The organism is Furfurilactobacillus curtus, assembly GCF_045862785.1.
In the GTDB taxonomy this organism is placed as follows: Bacteria; Bacillota; Bacilli; order Lactobacillales; family Lactobacillaceae; genus Furfurilactobacillus; species Furfurilactobacillus curtus.
The window spans coordinates 182229-197084 of record NZ_BQXO01000004.1; the positions used below are offsets into that span (position 1 = coordinate 182229).

At 45.1% G+C, this 14856-nt stretch carries 11 protein-coding genes, 3 tRNA genes and 1 rRNA gene; 1 reads left to right on the plus strand and 14 read right to left on the minus strand.

All coding sequences use genetic code 11. The features are described from left to right. The first annotated feature begins 48 nt into the window (after nucleotides 1-48). On the plus strand, nucleotides 49-1296 hold the full coding sequence (locus ACKTR2_RS08160) for an aminoacyltransferase (RefSeq protein ID WP_407884332.1): 1248 nt from the start codon (nucleotides 49-51) through the stop codon (nucleotides 1294-1296). 73 nt (nucleotides 1297-1369) lie between these two features. On the opposite strand, the gene nadE is transcribed toward ACKTR2_RS08160, so the two are convergent. The 14 genes from nadE to rrf all read right to left on the minus strand — a co-directional run. Further along, a complete protein-coding gene (gene nadE / locus ACKTR2_RS08165) occupies nucleotides 1370-2197 on the minus strand; it encodes an ammonia-dependent NAD(+) synthetase (RefSeq protein ID WP_407884355.1) in 828 nt (275 codons plus the stop codon). Nucleotides 2198-2215: 18 nt separating this feature from the next. Then, the gene (locus tag ACKTR2_RS08170; RefSeq protein ID WP_407884334.1) at nucleotides 2216-3688 is read right to left on the minus strand and encodes a nicotinate phosphoribosyltransferase; all 1473 of its coding nucleotides are present in this window, start codon (nucleotides 3686-3688) and stop codon (nucleotides 2216-2218) included. A 212-nt stretch (nucleotides 3689-3900) separates the two neighbouring features. Next, the gene (locus ACKTR2_RS08175; RefSeq protein WP_407884335.1) at nucleotides 3901-4602 is read right to left on the minus strand and encodes a GntR family transcriptional regulator; all 702 of its coding nucleotides are present in this window, start codon (nucleotides 4600-4602) and stop codon (nucleotides 3901-3903) included. Between the two features lie 28 nt (nucleotides 4603-4630). Beyond that, nucleotides 4631-5764 (minus strand): N-acetylglucosamine-6-phosphate deacetylase, encoded by a 1134-nt coding sequence (gene nagA, locus ACKTR2_RS08180; protein WP_407884337.1) that lies wholly within the window; start codon nucleotides 5762-5764, stop codon nucleotides 4631-4633. 130 nt (nucleotides 5765-5894) lie between these two features. Continuing rightward, nucleotides 5895-6692 (minus strand): pyrroline-5-carboxylate reductase, encoded by a 798-nt coding sequence (proC, locus tag ACKTR2_RS08185; protein WP_407884339.1) that lies wholly within the window; start codon nucleotides 6690-6692, stop codon nucleotides 5895-5897. 248 nt (nucleotides 6693-6940) lie between these two features. Further along, nucleotides 6941-7453, minus strand: a complete 513-nt coding sequence (locus ACKTR2_RS08190) for a methylated-DNA--[protein]-cysteine S-methyltransferase (RefSeq protein WP_407884340.1) — start codon at nucleotides 7451-7453, stop codon at nucleotides 6941-6943. A gap of 16 nt (nucleotides 7454-7469) precedes the next feature. Further along, nucleotides 7470-9455 (minus strand): alpha/beta hydrolase family protein, encoded by a 1986-nt coding sequence (locus tag ACKTR2_RS08195; RefSeq protein WP_407884342.1) that lies wholly within the window; start codon nucleotides 9453-9455, stop codon nucleotides 7470-7472. Between the two features lie 299 nt (nucleotides 9456-9754). After that, on the minus strand, nucleotides 9755-11023 hold the full coding sequence (locus ACKTR2_RS08200) for a replication-associated recombination protein A (RefSeq protein ID WP_407884357.1): 1269 nt from the start codon (nucleotides 11021-11023) through the stop codon (nucleotides 9755-9757). A 245-nt stretch (nucleotides 11024-11268) separates the two neighbouring features. Further along, nucleotides 11269-11340: transfer RNA gene (locus ACKTR2_RS08205), tRNA-Gln, on the minus strand. Nucleotides 11341-11345: 5 nt separating this feature from the next. Then, nucleotides 11346-11426 (minus strand) — tRNA-Tyr (locus ACKTR2_RS08210). 54 nt (nucleotides 11427-11480) lie between these two features. Beyond that, nucleotides 11481-12311 (minus strand): metallophosphoesterase, encoded by an 831-nt coding sequence (locus tag ACKTR2_RS08215; protein WP_407884344.1) that lies wholly within the window; start codon nucleotides 12309-12311, stop codon nucleotides 11481-11483. Nucleotides 12312-12378: 67 nt separating this feature from the next. Beyond that, nucleotides 12379-13860, minus strand: coding sequence for a peptide MFS transporter (locus ACKTR2_RS08220; RefSeq protein WP_407884346.1), 1482 nt, complete (start codon nucleotides 13858-13860; stop codon nucleotides 12379-12381). Nucleotides 13861-14209: 349 nt separating this feature from the next. Continuing rightward, nucleotides 14210-14282, minus strand: a tRNA-Thr gene (locus tag ACKTR2_RS08225). Nucleotides 14283-14755: 473 nt separating this feature from the next. Next, a 5S ribosomal RNA gene (gene rrf, locus ACKTR2_RS08230) occupies nucleotides 14756-14856 on the minus strand; the annotation flags it as partial.

The following is a 14856-nucleotide window of genomic DNA, read 5'->3' on the forward strand; positions in this document are numbered from 1 at the left end:
TAATGACACCCGGTAAGATAAGAGATTAATCAAGGGAGCTTGGCTTTCATGGAATTTGGAAAACTTAACGAAGCGGAATTTATGACATTTGAACAACGTCATCCCCAGGGGACATACTTACAAACAAGTTGGCAAAAACAAGTGTTGTCACAGCGGGGCCGATCAACTGCCTACGTGGGCGTTTATGACGATCAACAACAAGTTGTTGCAGCTGCTTTGGTCAGTTGGCAAAAGCTTCGCATCGGGCAATTATTTGAAATCGAAGGTGGTCCTTTGATGGACTACCGCAATCAAGTTGTTGTCAAAACCTTTGCCGATGGACTACAGCGTTTTGCCCATCAGCGTCACGGTCTGATGATTCGCTTCATCCCTAATTTACATCGAAGACAATTCAACGACGACGGCCAAGTGGTTAACCTTAGCAATGAAGATGTGATTGAATCAATGCAACAACTCGATTTCACCTACCAACCGATGATTGCCGGATTCTCAACAACTTTAGTCGGTTACGAATTCGCTAAAGATCTAACGGGCCTCACTGCCACAACACTGGTAAAAAGTTACGAGAAAGATGCCCAATATGGGGTGAAGAAGACGCAACAATTCGGAATTCAATTACGCGAACTCACCTATGAGGAACTCCCTCAATTCAAGAAATACACGCAAGCAACAGCTGATCGATTGCATTTTCACGATAAATCACTTGATTATTATCAACGAACGTTTAAGGCCTATGGCGACCATGTAAAATTTATCTTTGCTGAACTCAATTTTGAGACTTACATTGCCAATCAAACGGTTAAACTCACCGAACTCAATGAAAAGATTCGCACGTTAAATGACCAATTGGCGCAAAAACCCAATAATCGACACGTTAAGGCACAGCTTAATGAATTTACCGATCAGGCCCACCAACACGAAAAGCGGATCACTGAAGCGCAGCAATTAACAGATCAATATGGACAGATAGCTATTCTATCTGGGGCAATGTTCTTTATTCAGCCGCAAGAATTGACCTATATGTTTAGCTTCACTAATGAGACATTCAAACAATTCTATGCGCCTTATTTAATCCAAGATCATATGATGCACCTTGCGATCACACAACATATTCCTCGCTACAACTTTTTCGGTGTAGCCGGTTTGTTTGATGGGTCAGATGGGGTCCTCGCCTTTAAGCAATCCTTCGGGGGTCTAACAGAAGAACGCTTGGGCACCTTCACAAAGCCTGTGCGCCCAGTTGCCTACCACCTTTATGAAGCTTTGAAAAAGATCACCGGCCGAAATGAAGTCTAGCCTCATTTTTGGTTTGACCTGCGTGACACACAAAAACGCCATCCTCGGATGACGTTTTTTGTGTGCGCTAAATTCATTTCCAGAAATTATCAAAAATCGTGATGGGCATATGCCGTTTATGCGCCGTTCTTTGATACCAGGATTCAATCTTCTCGGCGGCCGCGGCATCGATTGTTTGCCCCTCTAGATAGTTATCAATGTCTTCATAGGTTACTCCTAAGGCAACTTCATCAGGTAAAGCTGGTCGTTTATCTTCTAAATCGGCCGTTGGTGTCTTCTGGTACAAATGTTTAGGGGCGCCTAATGCTTTCAGCATCGCTTTACCCTGCCGTTTGTCTAATCGATATAACGGATCAATATCTGTGCCACCATCACCATATTTCGTGTAAAAACCAGTAACCGCTTCAGCAGCATGATCGGTACCGACCACCGCTCCATGCAATTCACCAGCAATCGTATACTGAGCCACCATGCGCTCGCGTGCTTTGATATTGCCTTTGTTGAAATCAGAAACGACTAGGTCATTGGCTTCCACCGCTGCCACACCAGCATCCACTGCCGGTTGAACGTCCACTCGGAAAACTCGATCAGCCTGGATAAAACTAATGGCATCCATCGCATCACTTTCATCAGCCTGTTTCCCATATGGTAACCGGACAGCAACAAACTGATAGGCTTGATCCCCCGTCTCAGTCCGTAATTCAGTAATGGCCATTTGTGATAATTTTCCGGCCAATGTTGAATCCTGACCACCAGAAATGCCTAAAATCAAAGTCTTCAAAAGCGCATACTTCGTTAAATAGGCTTTTAAAAAATCAACGCTTTTTCTAATTTCCGTGCCTGCGTCAAAATCAGCACTAACTCCTAGCGCTTTGATAATGGCTGCTTGTTGTGATCTCATCATAATGCCTCCATTGCCTTAATTATCAAATTTTAAGGAGCTTACATAACCGTGCACTTCTTCAATGATATGTTGTTTATGGTCCCACAGTTTTTGCGATAAATCGACTGGATAAATTTGTGGATTTAAATCACGTTTGTATTCATCCCACAATGACGCCAATTGTTCAGCGGCAAAGGCTTTTGTATCCGCCAACTCAGGGATTTCATAGACTTGTTGCCCCTGATCAAAGATATCCACCAGGATAGGCCGAGCATTAAAATCGGTCACATCTTTATTGATGTAAGTATAGCTAGGATGAAACATATGCAGTTTATCCTCATGGTCCGGGCGTTCATCGGTTAGCGCCACATAGTCCCCTTCTGATTTGCCATCAGCACGCTTGGTGATTCGCCAAACTTGCTTTTTCCCAGGAGTGGTCACCTTTTCAGCGTTGCTTGATAATTTGATGGTATCCACCATTTTGCCCCGTTCATTTTCAACGGAAACCAATTTGTACACAGCGCCCAAGGCTGGTTGATCGAAGGCGGTGATCAGCTTTGTTCCCACTCCCCAGACATCGATTTTAGCACCTTGCATCTTAAGATTGGTAATTGTCTTCTCGTCAAGATCGTTGGAAGCGTAAATCTTCGCATCAGGGAAACCTGCTTCATCCAATTGTTCGCGGACCCGCTTTGAGATATATGCCATATCTCCCGAATCAATGCGGACGCCCAAAAAGTTGATTTGATCACCCATTTCACGAGCAACTCGAATCGCGTTAGGTACACCGGATCGTAGGGTGTCATACGTGTCGACTAAGAAGACACAATCCTTATGGGAGCGTGCATAGGCCATAAAAGCATCATAATCATTGCGATACGTTTGCACCAAGCTATGGGCATGTGTGCCACTCACTGGGATGCCAAAAATTTTACCAGCACGCATATTACTTGTGGCATCAAAGCCACCGATATACGCTGCCCGTGTGCCCCAAATAGCGGCATCTAATTCTTGCGCACGTCGGGTACCAAATTCCAAAATGCCATCGTTACCAGCAGCAGATCGAATGCGAGCCGCTTTCGTCGCAATCAATGTCTGATAATTAACAATGTTGAGCAACGCTGTTTCAACTAATTGACAATCGACTAACGTGCCCTCAACTTGAACAAGCGGTTCGTTATTGAAGACTAGGTCGCCTTCGCGAGCCGCTCGAATCGTACCGGTAAATTTAAAGTCGTGTAAATAAGCTAAGAACGCTGGCGAGTATTGATTTAAACTCGCTAAATAAGCTAAATCCGTTTCGCTAAAGCGAAGCTGCTTGATGTAATCGATTAACCGTTCTAAACCTGCGAACACGGCATAACCATTATGAAAAGGTAAATCGCGGAAATATAATTCAAAAACAGCATGACGGTCAGCCACGCCTTCTTCAAAGTAGGTCTGTACCATATTGACTTCATAAGCGTCTGTGTGAAGCGTCAAACTATCATCAGGGTAACGCGTTGCCATTGGAATTACGATCCTTCCCGATTGAATTTTATTTAACCCTCACATTCTACCATATCCCCCACTAATGCGGTGATTTGTGCAATGACATCCGCGAAAACTGGGCTCAAATCGGATTTAAACCACCCAGCCAAAGTAAAAGGCGTCAGTAAAAAAGTGATCTGCACGAAAGTTTCCGCACAAATCACTACTTTTAAAACAAAAATATAAATAAACTATCGCTCTAGATAAAATTCAAACCGACTACCAACATATTGGGTCCGTACATATTCAAATGGCGTACCATCGTTTAAAAATGAAACCTGGCGAAGTCGCAGAAGTGGCGCACTACGTTTGACATTTAAGTATTCAGCCACTCGTTCACTAGCGGTCATCGCTGACACGGTCTGCTGGGCATGCCCAACTTTTAAGCCGGCCTCGTCTTCCAAGACGCGATACAATGAATTGGTCACGTCTTCCTTAGAAAATCGCTTAATCAATCGTTCTGGTACCGTCGCGACTTCAAAACAAATCGGTTCATCATTGCCAAATCGAATCCGTTCCATGCGCAGAATTTGTTCGGTTGGCGCCAACTGTAATTTTTCACTTTCAGACAATGATGGCGCGGTAATGTGATAAGAGACGGTTCGTGAAGATGGTACCTTACCAGCCTGCTCCATCAACTCAGTGAAGCTGGTCACACCAGACATCCGTTCTTGCACCTTGCGATTAGCGACGTAGGTGCCGGCGCCGACACGACGCTCTAATAATCCTTCTTCAACCAACGTCTGCACAGCTTGTCGAAGGGTCATCCGGCTAACGCCAAATTGGATGGCTAACTCCCGTTCAGAGGGAATTTTGTCGCCCACTTGCCATTGCCCATCTTCAACTGCTTTACGCAAGCGATTATGAATTTGAATGTATATTGGTGAGGCCATCTTATCCATCCCTTACTTTTTTTGATATTTAATCGTCAAATCGACGCCCATAACTATAGGTCCGTTCCAATGTCTGTGTCCGATCCATCACGTTAAAGTCTGCATCTTTACCTGGAATCAAGGCACCCTTAGTCGTTAAACCGAATTCTTCAGCCTGGTTAACCGACGACATTTGGACAGCTTCTTCGATCCCACAACCGGTAAAGTATTGAATGTTGCGGAAAGCGTCGTCGTAACGTAATACTGAGCCAGCCAGATTGCCCGTCTCTAACCGCGCCTGTTTATCTTTAACAATTACTTTTTGACCGCCAAGTTCACTAATTCCTTCAGGCATGCCTTTAGCCCGCATGGAATCAGTAACCAAATCAATTCGTTCTGGTCCCTTCTGTTCGTAAGCGAGTTTAATCATGTCCGGAACAATGTGGAAGCCATCACAAATGAGTTCGCAATACATATTGTCTTCCAACATGGCATGACCGGTAACGCCAGGTTCACGGTGCTTGAATTCACGCTGTGCATTGTATAAGTGAGTGACATGGGTTGCCTTAGAAGCTAGCATCTGTTCACGAGTTGCATTACTGTGACCAACCGAGGGAACAATGTTGTGGCTGAGGCAATAAGCTTCAAAATCACGCGAACCGGGATCTTCTGGTGCATAAGTAATGAGACGAACACGATTACCAGACAGTTTATTCCAATTATCCAATAACTCGATGTTCGGATCAGTGATGTACTGCTCCGGTTGTGCGCCTTTGAAGGTGGCCGAGATAAATGGCCCTTCCAAATGCACCCCTTGGATGACTGGGTTCTCTTCAGCAGCAGCGGCGATCCCTTTCATCGCGTGATCTAAATGTTCCGTAGATTGTGTCATAGTTGTCGGGAATAGTGTCGTAACACCTTCATGAATCATATCATTGACCATTTCGTTAATTTGGTCAGCGTTACCATCCATTGAATCAAAGCTATAACCACCATGGACATGAACATCGATAAATCCTGGCACGATCACTTTGCCAGAGACAAATTCAACTTCATCTTCTGGTTCAGCCACGTAGTCACTCATTGGCCCAATCGCCTCGATGGACTTACTAAAGCGAATGTAACCGTCGTCAATCTTTTCTTCACCCGTATAAATAATCGCGTGCTTCAAAACCGTACTCATTGATCTTCCTCCTCATCATTGTGCCACATAGGCAACCACAAAGCTTCTGCAACGATGTGGTTCACTATGGGTCTAGTCCCAACATTGGATCCGCTTTCTAGTATAGATGGTCTAGACCATTTTGACAATGTTAAGCTTCTTGATCGCGTTTAATTGTCACGTCGATTCCCTTGACCACTGCCGTCATCAAACCTGCTTCCTCCATGGCCAATAAACCGGCAACCGTCGATCCGCCCGGCGAGGAAACTTGATCAATCAGATCAAACGGTGTCTTATCACTAGCCAAAACCATTTTTGCTGAGCCCTCTGTGACAGCGGCTGCAATTCGCGTTGCTTCCACCTTGGTTAAACCATGTTTAACACCAGCTCGCGCCAACGTGTCAATGAAGAAATCAACAAACGCTGGCGAACTACCTGCCAAAGCCGAAAAAGTACTAAAATCTGCTTCTGGCAATGCCGACGTACTGCCAATAGCGTCAAACAGACCTTTGGCGTCGGCCAATTTAGCCCCCGTGAGGTTGTTGTTAGCTGCTATTGCAGTCATACCAGCACCAATCGCCACGTTCACATTGGGCAATGTGCGCAAAACAGCTAAATCGTAACCAGCCACTTCTTCCATCGCTTGCAAACTCAAGCCAGCGACAATGGAAATCAAAACCTTTTGGTGGTCATTTAATTCATCACGAATTTCCTTTAATACGGCTTGTGCTGCCCCAGGAACAACTGCTAAGACAACAAAATCGCTAGCGGCAACAACCGCTGCGTTACTATCTGCTTGTTGAATACCGGTTGCTTCTGCAAACTCTTGATAGTGCGCCGGATGGGGGCTGTGAACTAAAATATCACTGGCTACCACGGTGTCTGTTTTGATTAAACCGCTAATAATGGCCTGTGCCATCCCACCAACGCCAATAAAACCAAGCTGCATGAGAAAACATCCTTTCAATATTTTGTGACTTTTATCAAACTATTATGCTCGTTTACCACTCCAAATTAAAACCCGGTCATACCCTTATTTAATAAGAATGTAACTGATATAGACCATTAATGCAACTCGAAGTAATAAATCAGCGTCAAACAACTCGTGGCGCTGAATTGCAACTGAACATCGGTCTCAAATGGGTTTGACTAATTGGCGGTGACCAACTAACGCCATAATTCGGCCAATGTCGATCATTAATGAGCTTGTTTTTCCAACGCCAGTAACGTTTTTTTCATTGCGAGTCCGCCACGATAACCACCTAAGCCGCCATCTTTTCGTAACACGCGATGACAAGGTGTGACAATGAGTACAGGGTTTTTAGCAATCGCGGTTGCCACCGCTCGAATCGCATCAGGTCGCCCGATATTTTGTGCGATAGTTGTATAATCACAAGTCATTCCATATGGAATTAAGCGGAGTGCAGCCCACACCGCTTGTTGTAAACCGGTCCCCGCACCTTCAAAGTCAACAGCTAAATCAAAATCTTTGCGTTTACCGGCAAAATAATCAGTGAGTTGTTCCAGATATGGCGCCATGATTAGCTCGTTTGACTGCGCGTTTAGCACGGCCAAATAGTCTGACAAATAGCGTTTTGCCTCGGCTATAGAAGCGTTTGGTGAACCCACAAAAACCAATCCTTGTTCTGAGGCTAATAATTGAAACTGGTCAGTTCCAACCCTTAAGACGGCCTGATACAGTTGTCGCATCTGCAACTCCTCCTTATCATTGGTGCGTGTCAAACCAGTCTCGAATTGCTTGAATTCGAGCAACTCGCAAGCTAGGTTTACCGATTCGGGATAAATCATGGTTTTCACCAGGGAAACGAACCATTTTCGCCTCAATCCCGTTCAGCTTTAGCGAAGTAAACCACTCTTCCCCTTGCCCAATGGGACAACGAAAATCTTGCTCACTATGCAAAATTAAGGTTGGCGTGTGAACACGATCCACATATTTCAATGGCGAGGCATCCCACAATGGTTTTAAATCTGTCACAGCCATTTGCCGTTGCCCGGTTAACTCCCACGGCAAGAAATAATAACCGATGTCACTGGTGCCAAACATGCTAATCCAATTGGCGATTGAGCGTTGCGTGACCGCTGCTTTAAATCGGTCGGTGTGCCCCTCAATCCAGTTCGTCATAAACCCACCGTAAGAACCACCGGTGACATACAGGTGTTCCCGATCAATTTTGACGTCACTAGCTAAAACACGATCTACGGCTGCCATTAAATCTTCATAATCACCTTGACCGTAGTGACCAATCACGCCGCGTTGGAAGGCCTCACCATAAGAAGTTGATCCGCGTGGATTGATGGCAATTACACCATAACCATAACTCGCATAAACCTGCAATTCGTGAAAGAAGGTCTCACCGTAATTAGCCCCCGGCCCGCCATGAATGTATAAAATAGCCGGATATTTTGCCATCGCTGGTGCATCCACCGGAGGCAAGTACCAACCGCGCACATGAAAGCCGTCGGCGGTGGTGAAATTAACGACCTGTGGTTTGACCAAGTCATGCTTTTCTTCGTAGGCCGCATTAGGATTAATTAAGGTCGTTTCTGTCTGAGTGTCCAAATCTAAGGCAACCAATTTTGCCACTTGTGTCCACTGTGATTGCATAAAATACAGCCGATGTTGTTTGATTCCTGTCGTAAAATCAGTGACGTGCCGTGGTCCGCCGGCCACCACCACTCGATTATCCGGATCATCACCCAACTGCCCTAAAACTAGTTGCAACTGTCCGGTAATCAATTGTTGATACACATATTGTTGATCATCAATAAACATTGCTGCTCGACCATGTAAATTTTGTTGAGCATCTGTGTTCATCACCAAATCACCGACCACCACGTCTGGGTTGGGCGTTAACTCAGTCAACTGCTGCTGGTCGATCGCATATGCATATAAATGTTGCGCGGAAATATTAGGAATTTCATTAGTAGATCCAGTCAGCAGTAAGACGGTATCACTTGGATTAAAAGCGACTGGCGCCAGTGTACCAAAGGAACTTGGGGACTTAACCGTCCGCTGTTCGCCTGTTTCAACGTCCAGGATTCTAGTCACTTGACTAAAATCCCAATCCACCTCCGGACGACCTGCAATGGCCACGGTCAGCTGGCGGCCATCGTGAGACAATGGTCCTAATGTGAACCGATCTTCACTTGTCCAAATTTCACTGGCAGTGATTTGCCCGACAACTTGCCGTTTGATGACGTACCGCTCATCTTCAGCAAAATACCCGAGATCATTATCTTTATAAACGGTCTTGGTATAGCTGATCGGTTTTGGAAACCGTGGATCGGCCTTAGCGGGTACAATTCCATTTCGTTTTAACGCGGTCTGATAGTAAATCACCTGACGCGTAGTATCAAAAACAAACGCTGCCACACCAAAAGACTCAAATGTCCGCTGAACTGGGGAACCGCCAGCTAGTGATTGTGTAAAGACTTGGCGTTTTTGGTGTTCATCTTCACTTGTAAACAACAGTACCGTGTCGGCCAGTTGAAGTTGGTTATCTGAACCGTTGCCAGTGCCCCACATGGTTGTCGTCTGCGTTCTAAAACCGAATCGATTAATCATTGTCACATAATCATTTTCCCGTTGCCGCATTTTTGTTGTGAGGTAAAAAACACCGGTGTCATTGGCCACCGGCTGCCCCATTGCCACTAGCTCAAAAAGATCTGTCACTGCCACTGGTTTTGCCATAGCATGAACCTCGTCATCCATTAGATTGATCAATCGCAAACGAACTTAGTTGCCGTTATTATAGGGCTTTTTCAACGCGCCGCCTACTACATCATTAAAAAACTCAGAAGGAAGCCGGCCAGTTTGATCCTGAGCACTAGCGGGCTGGCTGCGATTGGTGAGTTTTACCAATTGATGGCAGTTGGCTAGGCACAAGGATCAGCCCCGTGTAGCTTGACAAAAAATCGGACGAGTCATAGTACAGATGGTTTCCACGTCATAACCAATATCCTCCAGATCCAAGCGTCATTGCTTGCCAACTACAATTTTCGGTGGTCTTGCTGCCATTGTTTAATCTCAGCCAATCGCTTGGCAAAACGGGCTTCAGACCCTTGATGAGTTGGCTGATAATACGTGCGACCGATTAAGTTGTCTGGCATCGTTTGCATTGTTGTTAGTTTGTCCTCAGTATCATGGGCATACTGATAGCCTTCCCCATAATGCAGATCAGACATCAGTTTGGTTGGTGCATTACGAATCTGTAATGGCACTGGCTCTGCTAACGTGTGCAGTGCATCTGCTTTAGCCGCATCGTAAGCCGTGTAAATCGCATTTGATTTTGGCGCTAGCGCCAAATAGGTGACTGCGTGCGCCAAATTGACACTGCACTCTGGCATGCCAATCAAATGACTAGCCTGATACGCGGCCACGGCCAATTCAAGCGCCCGCGAATCCGCCAACCCAATATCTTCGCTGGCAAAACGAATGAGACGTCGTGCCACGTACAACGGGTCTTCTCCACCCTCTAGCATTCGAGATAACCAATACAGCGCTGCATCCACATCTGAGTTACGCATCGATTTATGCAACGCTGAAATAATGTTGTAGTGTTCTTCACCATGCTTGTCATATAAAAGTGATTTTTTTGAGACAAGTTGGGCGACGTCATTTTGATCAATCGTCGTCACTTCACCGACCCGTTGTCCGTTTAAAACTGCCATTTCTAATGTATTCAGGGCCACGCGAGCATCACCATTAGCGAAATCGGCAATAGCGGCCAAAGTCGTTTCATCGATGTTAATTTGTTGATCACCAAAACCGCGCTTGTCGTGAAGCGCTTGATGTAATAATTGAATCAAGTCGTCTTGCTTTAGTGGTTGAAGGACAAAAACTTTGGTCCGTGATAATAGCGCAGCATTAATCTCAAACGATGGATTCTCTGTGGTGGCCCCGATCAACGTAATACTTCCCTTTTCAACAAAGGGGAGAAAAGCGTCCTGTTGTGCTTTATTAAAGCGATGAATTTCATCTACAAAAACAACGGTTCGTTCGCCAACTTGTCGATTTGCCTCCGCCTCAGTCATCACATCACGGATTTCTTTGATGCCACTAGTGACGGCACTAAAGTTAATAAACCGCGCCTGTGTCCTTCTGGCAATGATCCGGGCTAGCGTCGTTTTCCCCACTCCCGGCGGTCCCCAAAAAATAAAAGAAGATAACGTGTCCTCATCAATCAGTTGCCGTAATACCTTCCCCGGCCCTAACAATTGAGTCTGGCCGACGAATTCACTTAAGGTCCGTGGTCGCATTCGACTTGCTAAGGGCTGGTTTTCTTCATTATCCTCAAATAAAGAGGTCTGTTCTGGCACGTGATCCACCTCCTAATCAAACGTACGTTCGTAAAGCTAGTATAACATTTTTTATACTCGGCTCAACCTGCGCGCTGACAACGTCCGCTCATGAATCACTATATATTTCAATCATCGAAACTGAACCCGACCAAAAAAGACCCGACTTCCGCAATCATTACCGGAAATCAGATCTTCATTTCAAACTGGGATAGCTGGATTCGAACCAGCGCATGACGGAGTCAAAGTCCGTTGCCTTACCACTTGGCTATATCCCAATGAATGGCGGAAGTTGGATTCGAACCAACGAACCTTTCGGGGCGGTTTTACAGACCGCTGCGTTTAGCCACTTCGCTATTCCGCCAATTAACAACCCGTTTATTCTACCGAATCTTTTTGATAAATTCAAGACTGTTATTCACGTTAATGACAAGATTCGCAACCGTGTGAGCCATTCGCTCATAAAGTCTGCATGGTCCCATTCCATGATGCGATGAGTGTTGTAGCCAACTGCTTGGTTAAAATAAGTGACGCCGTCTAATAATTTGGGGGTTGGTTTGATGTGTAAGTGACCAAACTGCGCAAAATCCGCCCCACCTTTGCTCAATACCTCGCCTAAACGCTGACTTCCCATCATCGCATTGGCCATATTCCAGAAACGATTGTCGCTAGTCACGTGAATATACTCACGCCGTGGCACAAAATGGGTGACATAAAAAATTCGTTTGTGCGCAACATTAGCTGCTAATAACTGTTTGGCCGTTTGATCAAGCACCACTTGTTCACGTTCCGGATCACTCATCGGTTGCTGAATCGTCCCGTCGAACCAATAAGCTCGTTTCCACTGAGCAAAATCGTCTTCACTACGTTCATTGAATAATTGATCCGCAAATGTGTAATCGTACCAACCGTTGTTGCCAATAATTCGCCAATCCGTGTTAGGAATGTCCACAAATTGATTGTGTAAATAATGCGCATTTATCCGTGTTTCTAACTCTTCATAGGTGACCCCAGCTGCCATGTCATGATTCCCAGCCAAATAATACACTTCGGTTCGATGACCTAGTTCATGTTGTAAAGCTTCAACGTAAGTGGTTGTTTTAGTAAAATCATTAAACGTATCACCAGCGATGATGTAATAATCCACTTGGCGATCAACAAGGACCTGAGCCTGCTTCTTCAACAGCTCGTGAGCGTCCAATCGATTAACATCAAAATGATTGTCACTAGTAATTGCCACATTGGCCATGGTGATCACCTCCTCGTAAACAAAAAATGCCTTCAGTATTATCTGAAGACATCTTAGCATATCCTAATTAGTTCGCGGCAATTTCAACATCTTTCATCAAACCAAAGACTGGTTTTCTGAAGATAAACAAGACAATTCCGAAGACAACACTAACGGCTCCAATAGCCAGGAAGTATGGCACTTCCGTTGATGAACTGTAAAATTGAACAATCTGGGCGTTAACTGCTTGCCCAGCCGCATCAGCTAGGAACCACATACTCATCATTTGCGACCGAAAAGCATTTGGCGCAAGCCGCGTGGTCACAGACAACCCAATTGGCGAAATGAGCAATTCGGCAATTTCAACGATCGCCCAGCTCCCAACAAGCCAAAGCAGTGATACTCGGCCAGAAGTCCCGCCGATTAAACCAGGTAAGGCCATAAACAGGTATGAAACACCGGCAATCATCAAACCATAGGCAAACTTAGTTGTCGTGCTTGGCTGCCGTTTACCCAGCCGCGTCCATAAGATGGCAAAGAATGGCGTATAGATCATGATAAACATCGGGTTTAATGACTGGAAGTAGGCTGCTGGCATCGTCCATCCACCGATGGTTAAGTTGGTCCGTTGTTGAGCAAATAGGGCGAGAACGACGGAGCCTTGTTCTTCAATGGCCCAAAAGAGCATTGCGGCAATAAATAACGGAATGTATGCGACAACGTGACGACGCTCATTATGGGTCACTTTACGACTCGACAACATGACGACAAAGTAAACCACAGGTGTGGCAATTGCGACGATACTGATGAGTAAAATAATATTCTTTAAGTTAAAGGCATCCATCAGAGCCATTAGGATAAGAACTAAAATCAAGGCAACGATCCCAAGTCCCCAACGAATCACCAATGGGCGAATGTCGCTACGTTCGATTGGATCAGAGGCATAAAGTCCATCTTTACTAAGGTACTTACGACCATCCAACCAATATTGGAGTAAGCCGAAGAACATTCCAATTGCAGCTAATGAAAAGCCAAGGTGGAAGTTAACTTTTTCACCAAGGGTACCCACGATGTAAGGGGCAAAGAGACTCCCCATATTAATCCCAAACACGAAAATATTAAATCCAGCATCGCGTCGACGGTCTTCCGTGCTATATAATGCACCAACCATTTCAGAGACATTCGGCTTTAGTAACCCAGTCCCAACCACGATTAAGCCAATTGAAGCAAATAGAGCTGATGCACCAGCTGGAACGGCTAAAGCAATGTGCCCAAACATGATTAGCACACCGCCCATAAAGACAGTTCGCCGTGGGCCGAAAACCCGGTCGCTCAAAAAGCCACCGAGAACACTGGACAAATAGACCAGTGATCCATAAATCGCCATAATCGAACTGGCTGTTGCTTGGCTGAAGCCAAGGCCACCTTTATCGATCGCAAAATACATATAGAACAGCAGGATGGCACGCATCCCATAATAACTGAACCGTTCCCACATTTCGGTGAAGAACAGCGTGGCCAATCCACGCGGTTGGCCAAAAAATGCTGTATCCGTGCTTTTAGTTTCCAAAAGAATCCTCCTAATTGATCCCCAATGATAGCCAACGGCCACAACTTTCGGGAATTCTTGTTAAAATACATATTCAATTAAATACCCGTTTTAAAAAAAACGATAGAATAATTATAGCTGTTATAAATGGCGATAGTCAAACTTTCTTTTAATTTATTCGCCATTTTTCATCGAACAATTCTAATGTTCTAACAATTCCCGCGTGTCGCTTGATCATCACAGAAATGGCCGCCAGCATTTTTACTTTTTTCCAATCGATAGAATTTTAAACGCCGATATTCTGGCTATCACCATATTTTACTAATAAAAAAAACCACGTCTAAACGTGGTTAAACGAGACTAGATTCGATGCCGGATAGGTGACTCGAACACCTGACCCTCGGTTTACGATACCGATGCTCTACCAACTGAGCTAATCCGGCAAGACTAATTGGCACATCTGATAGTATAGCGAACTTGGCCGTTTGCTTCAAGTATCTTTCTAAATCAAAACGTGGATCATCCAGCGACTAATTGGAAATCTCTTTTAACGGATTAAAGGATTAGCCTGGTGGATTAAGCAGGCACATTGTCGATTGCGATTGCTATCCTGAATTTCACAGGCATTCATCAGAAACGCCCTGGATCCACTCAGTTGATCCCCATTACGTCCAGTTTAGGCTAACTTCAATTTAACCCGGCTCTATTTCTAAGTGCGACCGTCTTGATTAGCATCAGTCTGTTTATTCCAAAAAGAAGTGGGTTTTGACATGAATCATCAGCTGTTTAGTTTCCATCACAACCGTCATCTTCTTGATTAGCTTGATTTGCCGTCTAACTTGGTCACTAATCGTCATCTTATTAGTTGAGATGAAGTCACAAAAAAATCGTCAATCCGCAGATTGACGATTCATATGCATGGCGACGGCCTACCCTCGCAGGGAGCGATCCCCCAACTACTCTTGGCGCGACGAAGCTTACCTTCCGTGTTCGGCATGGGAACGGGTGTATCCTTCG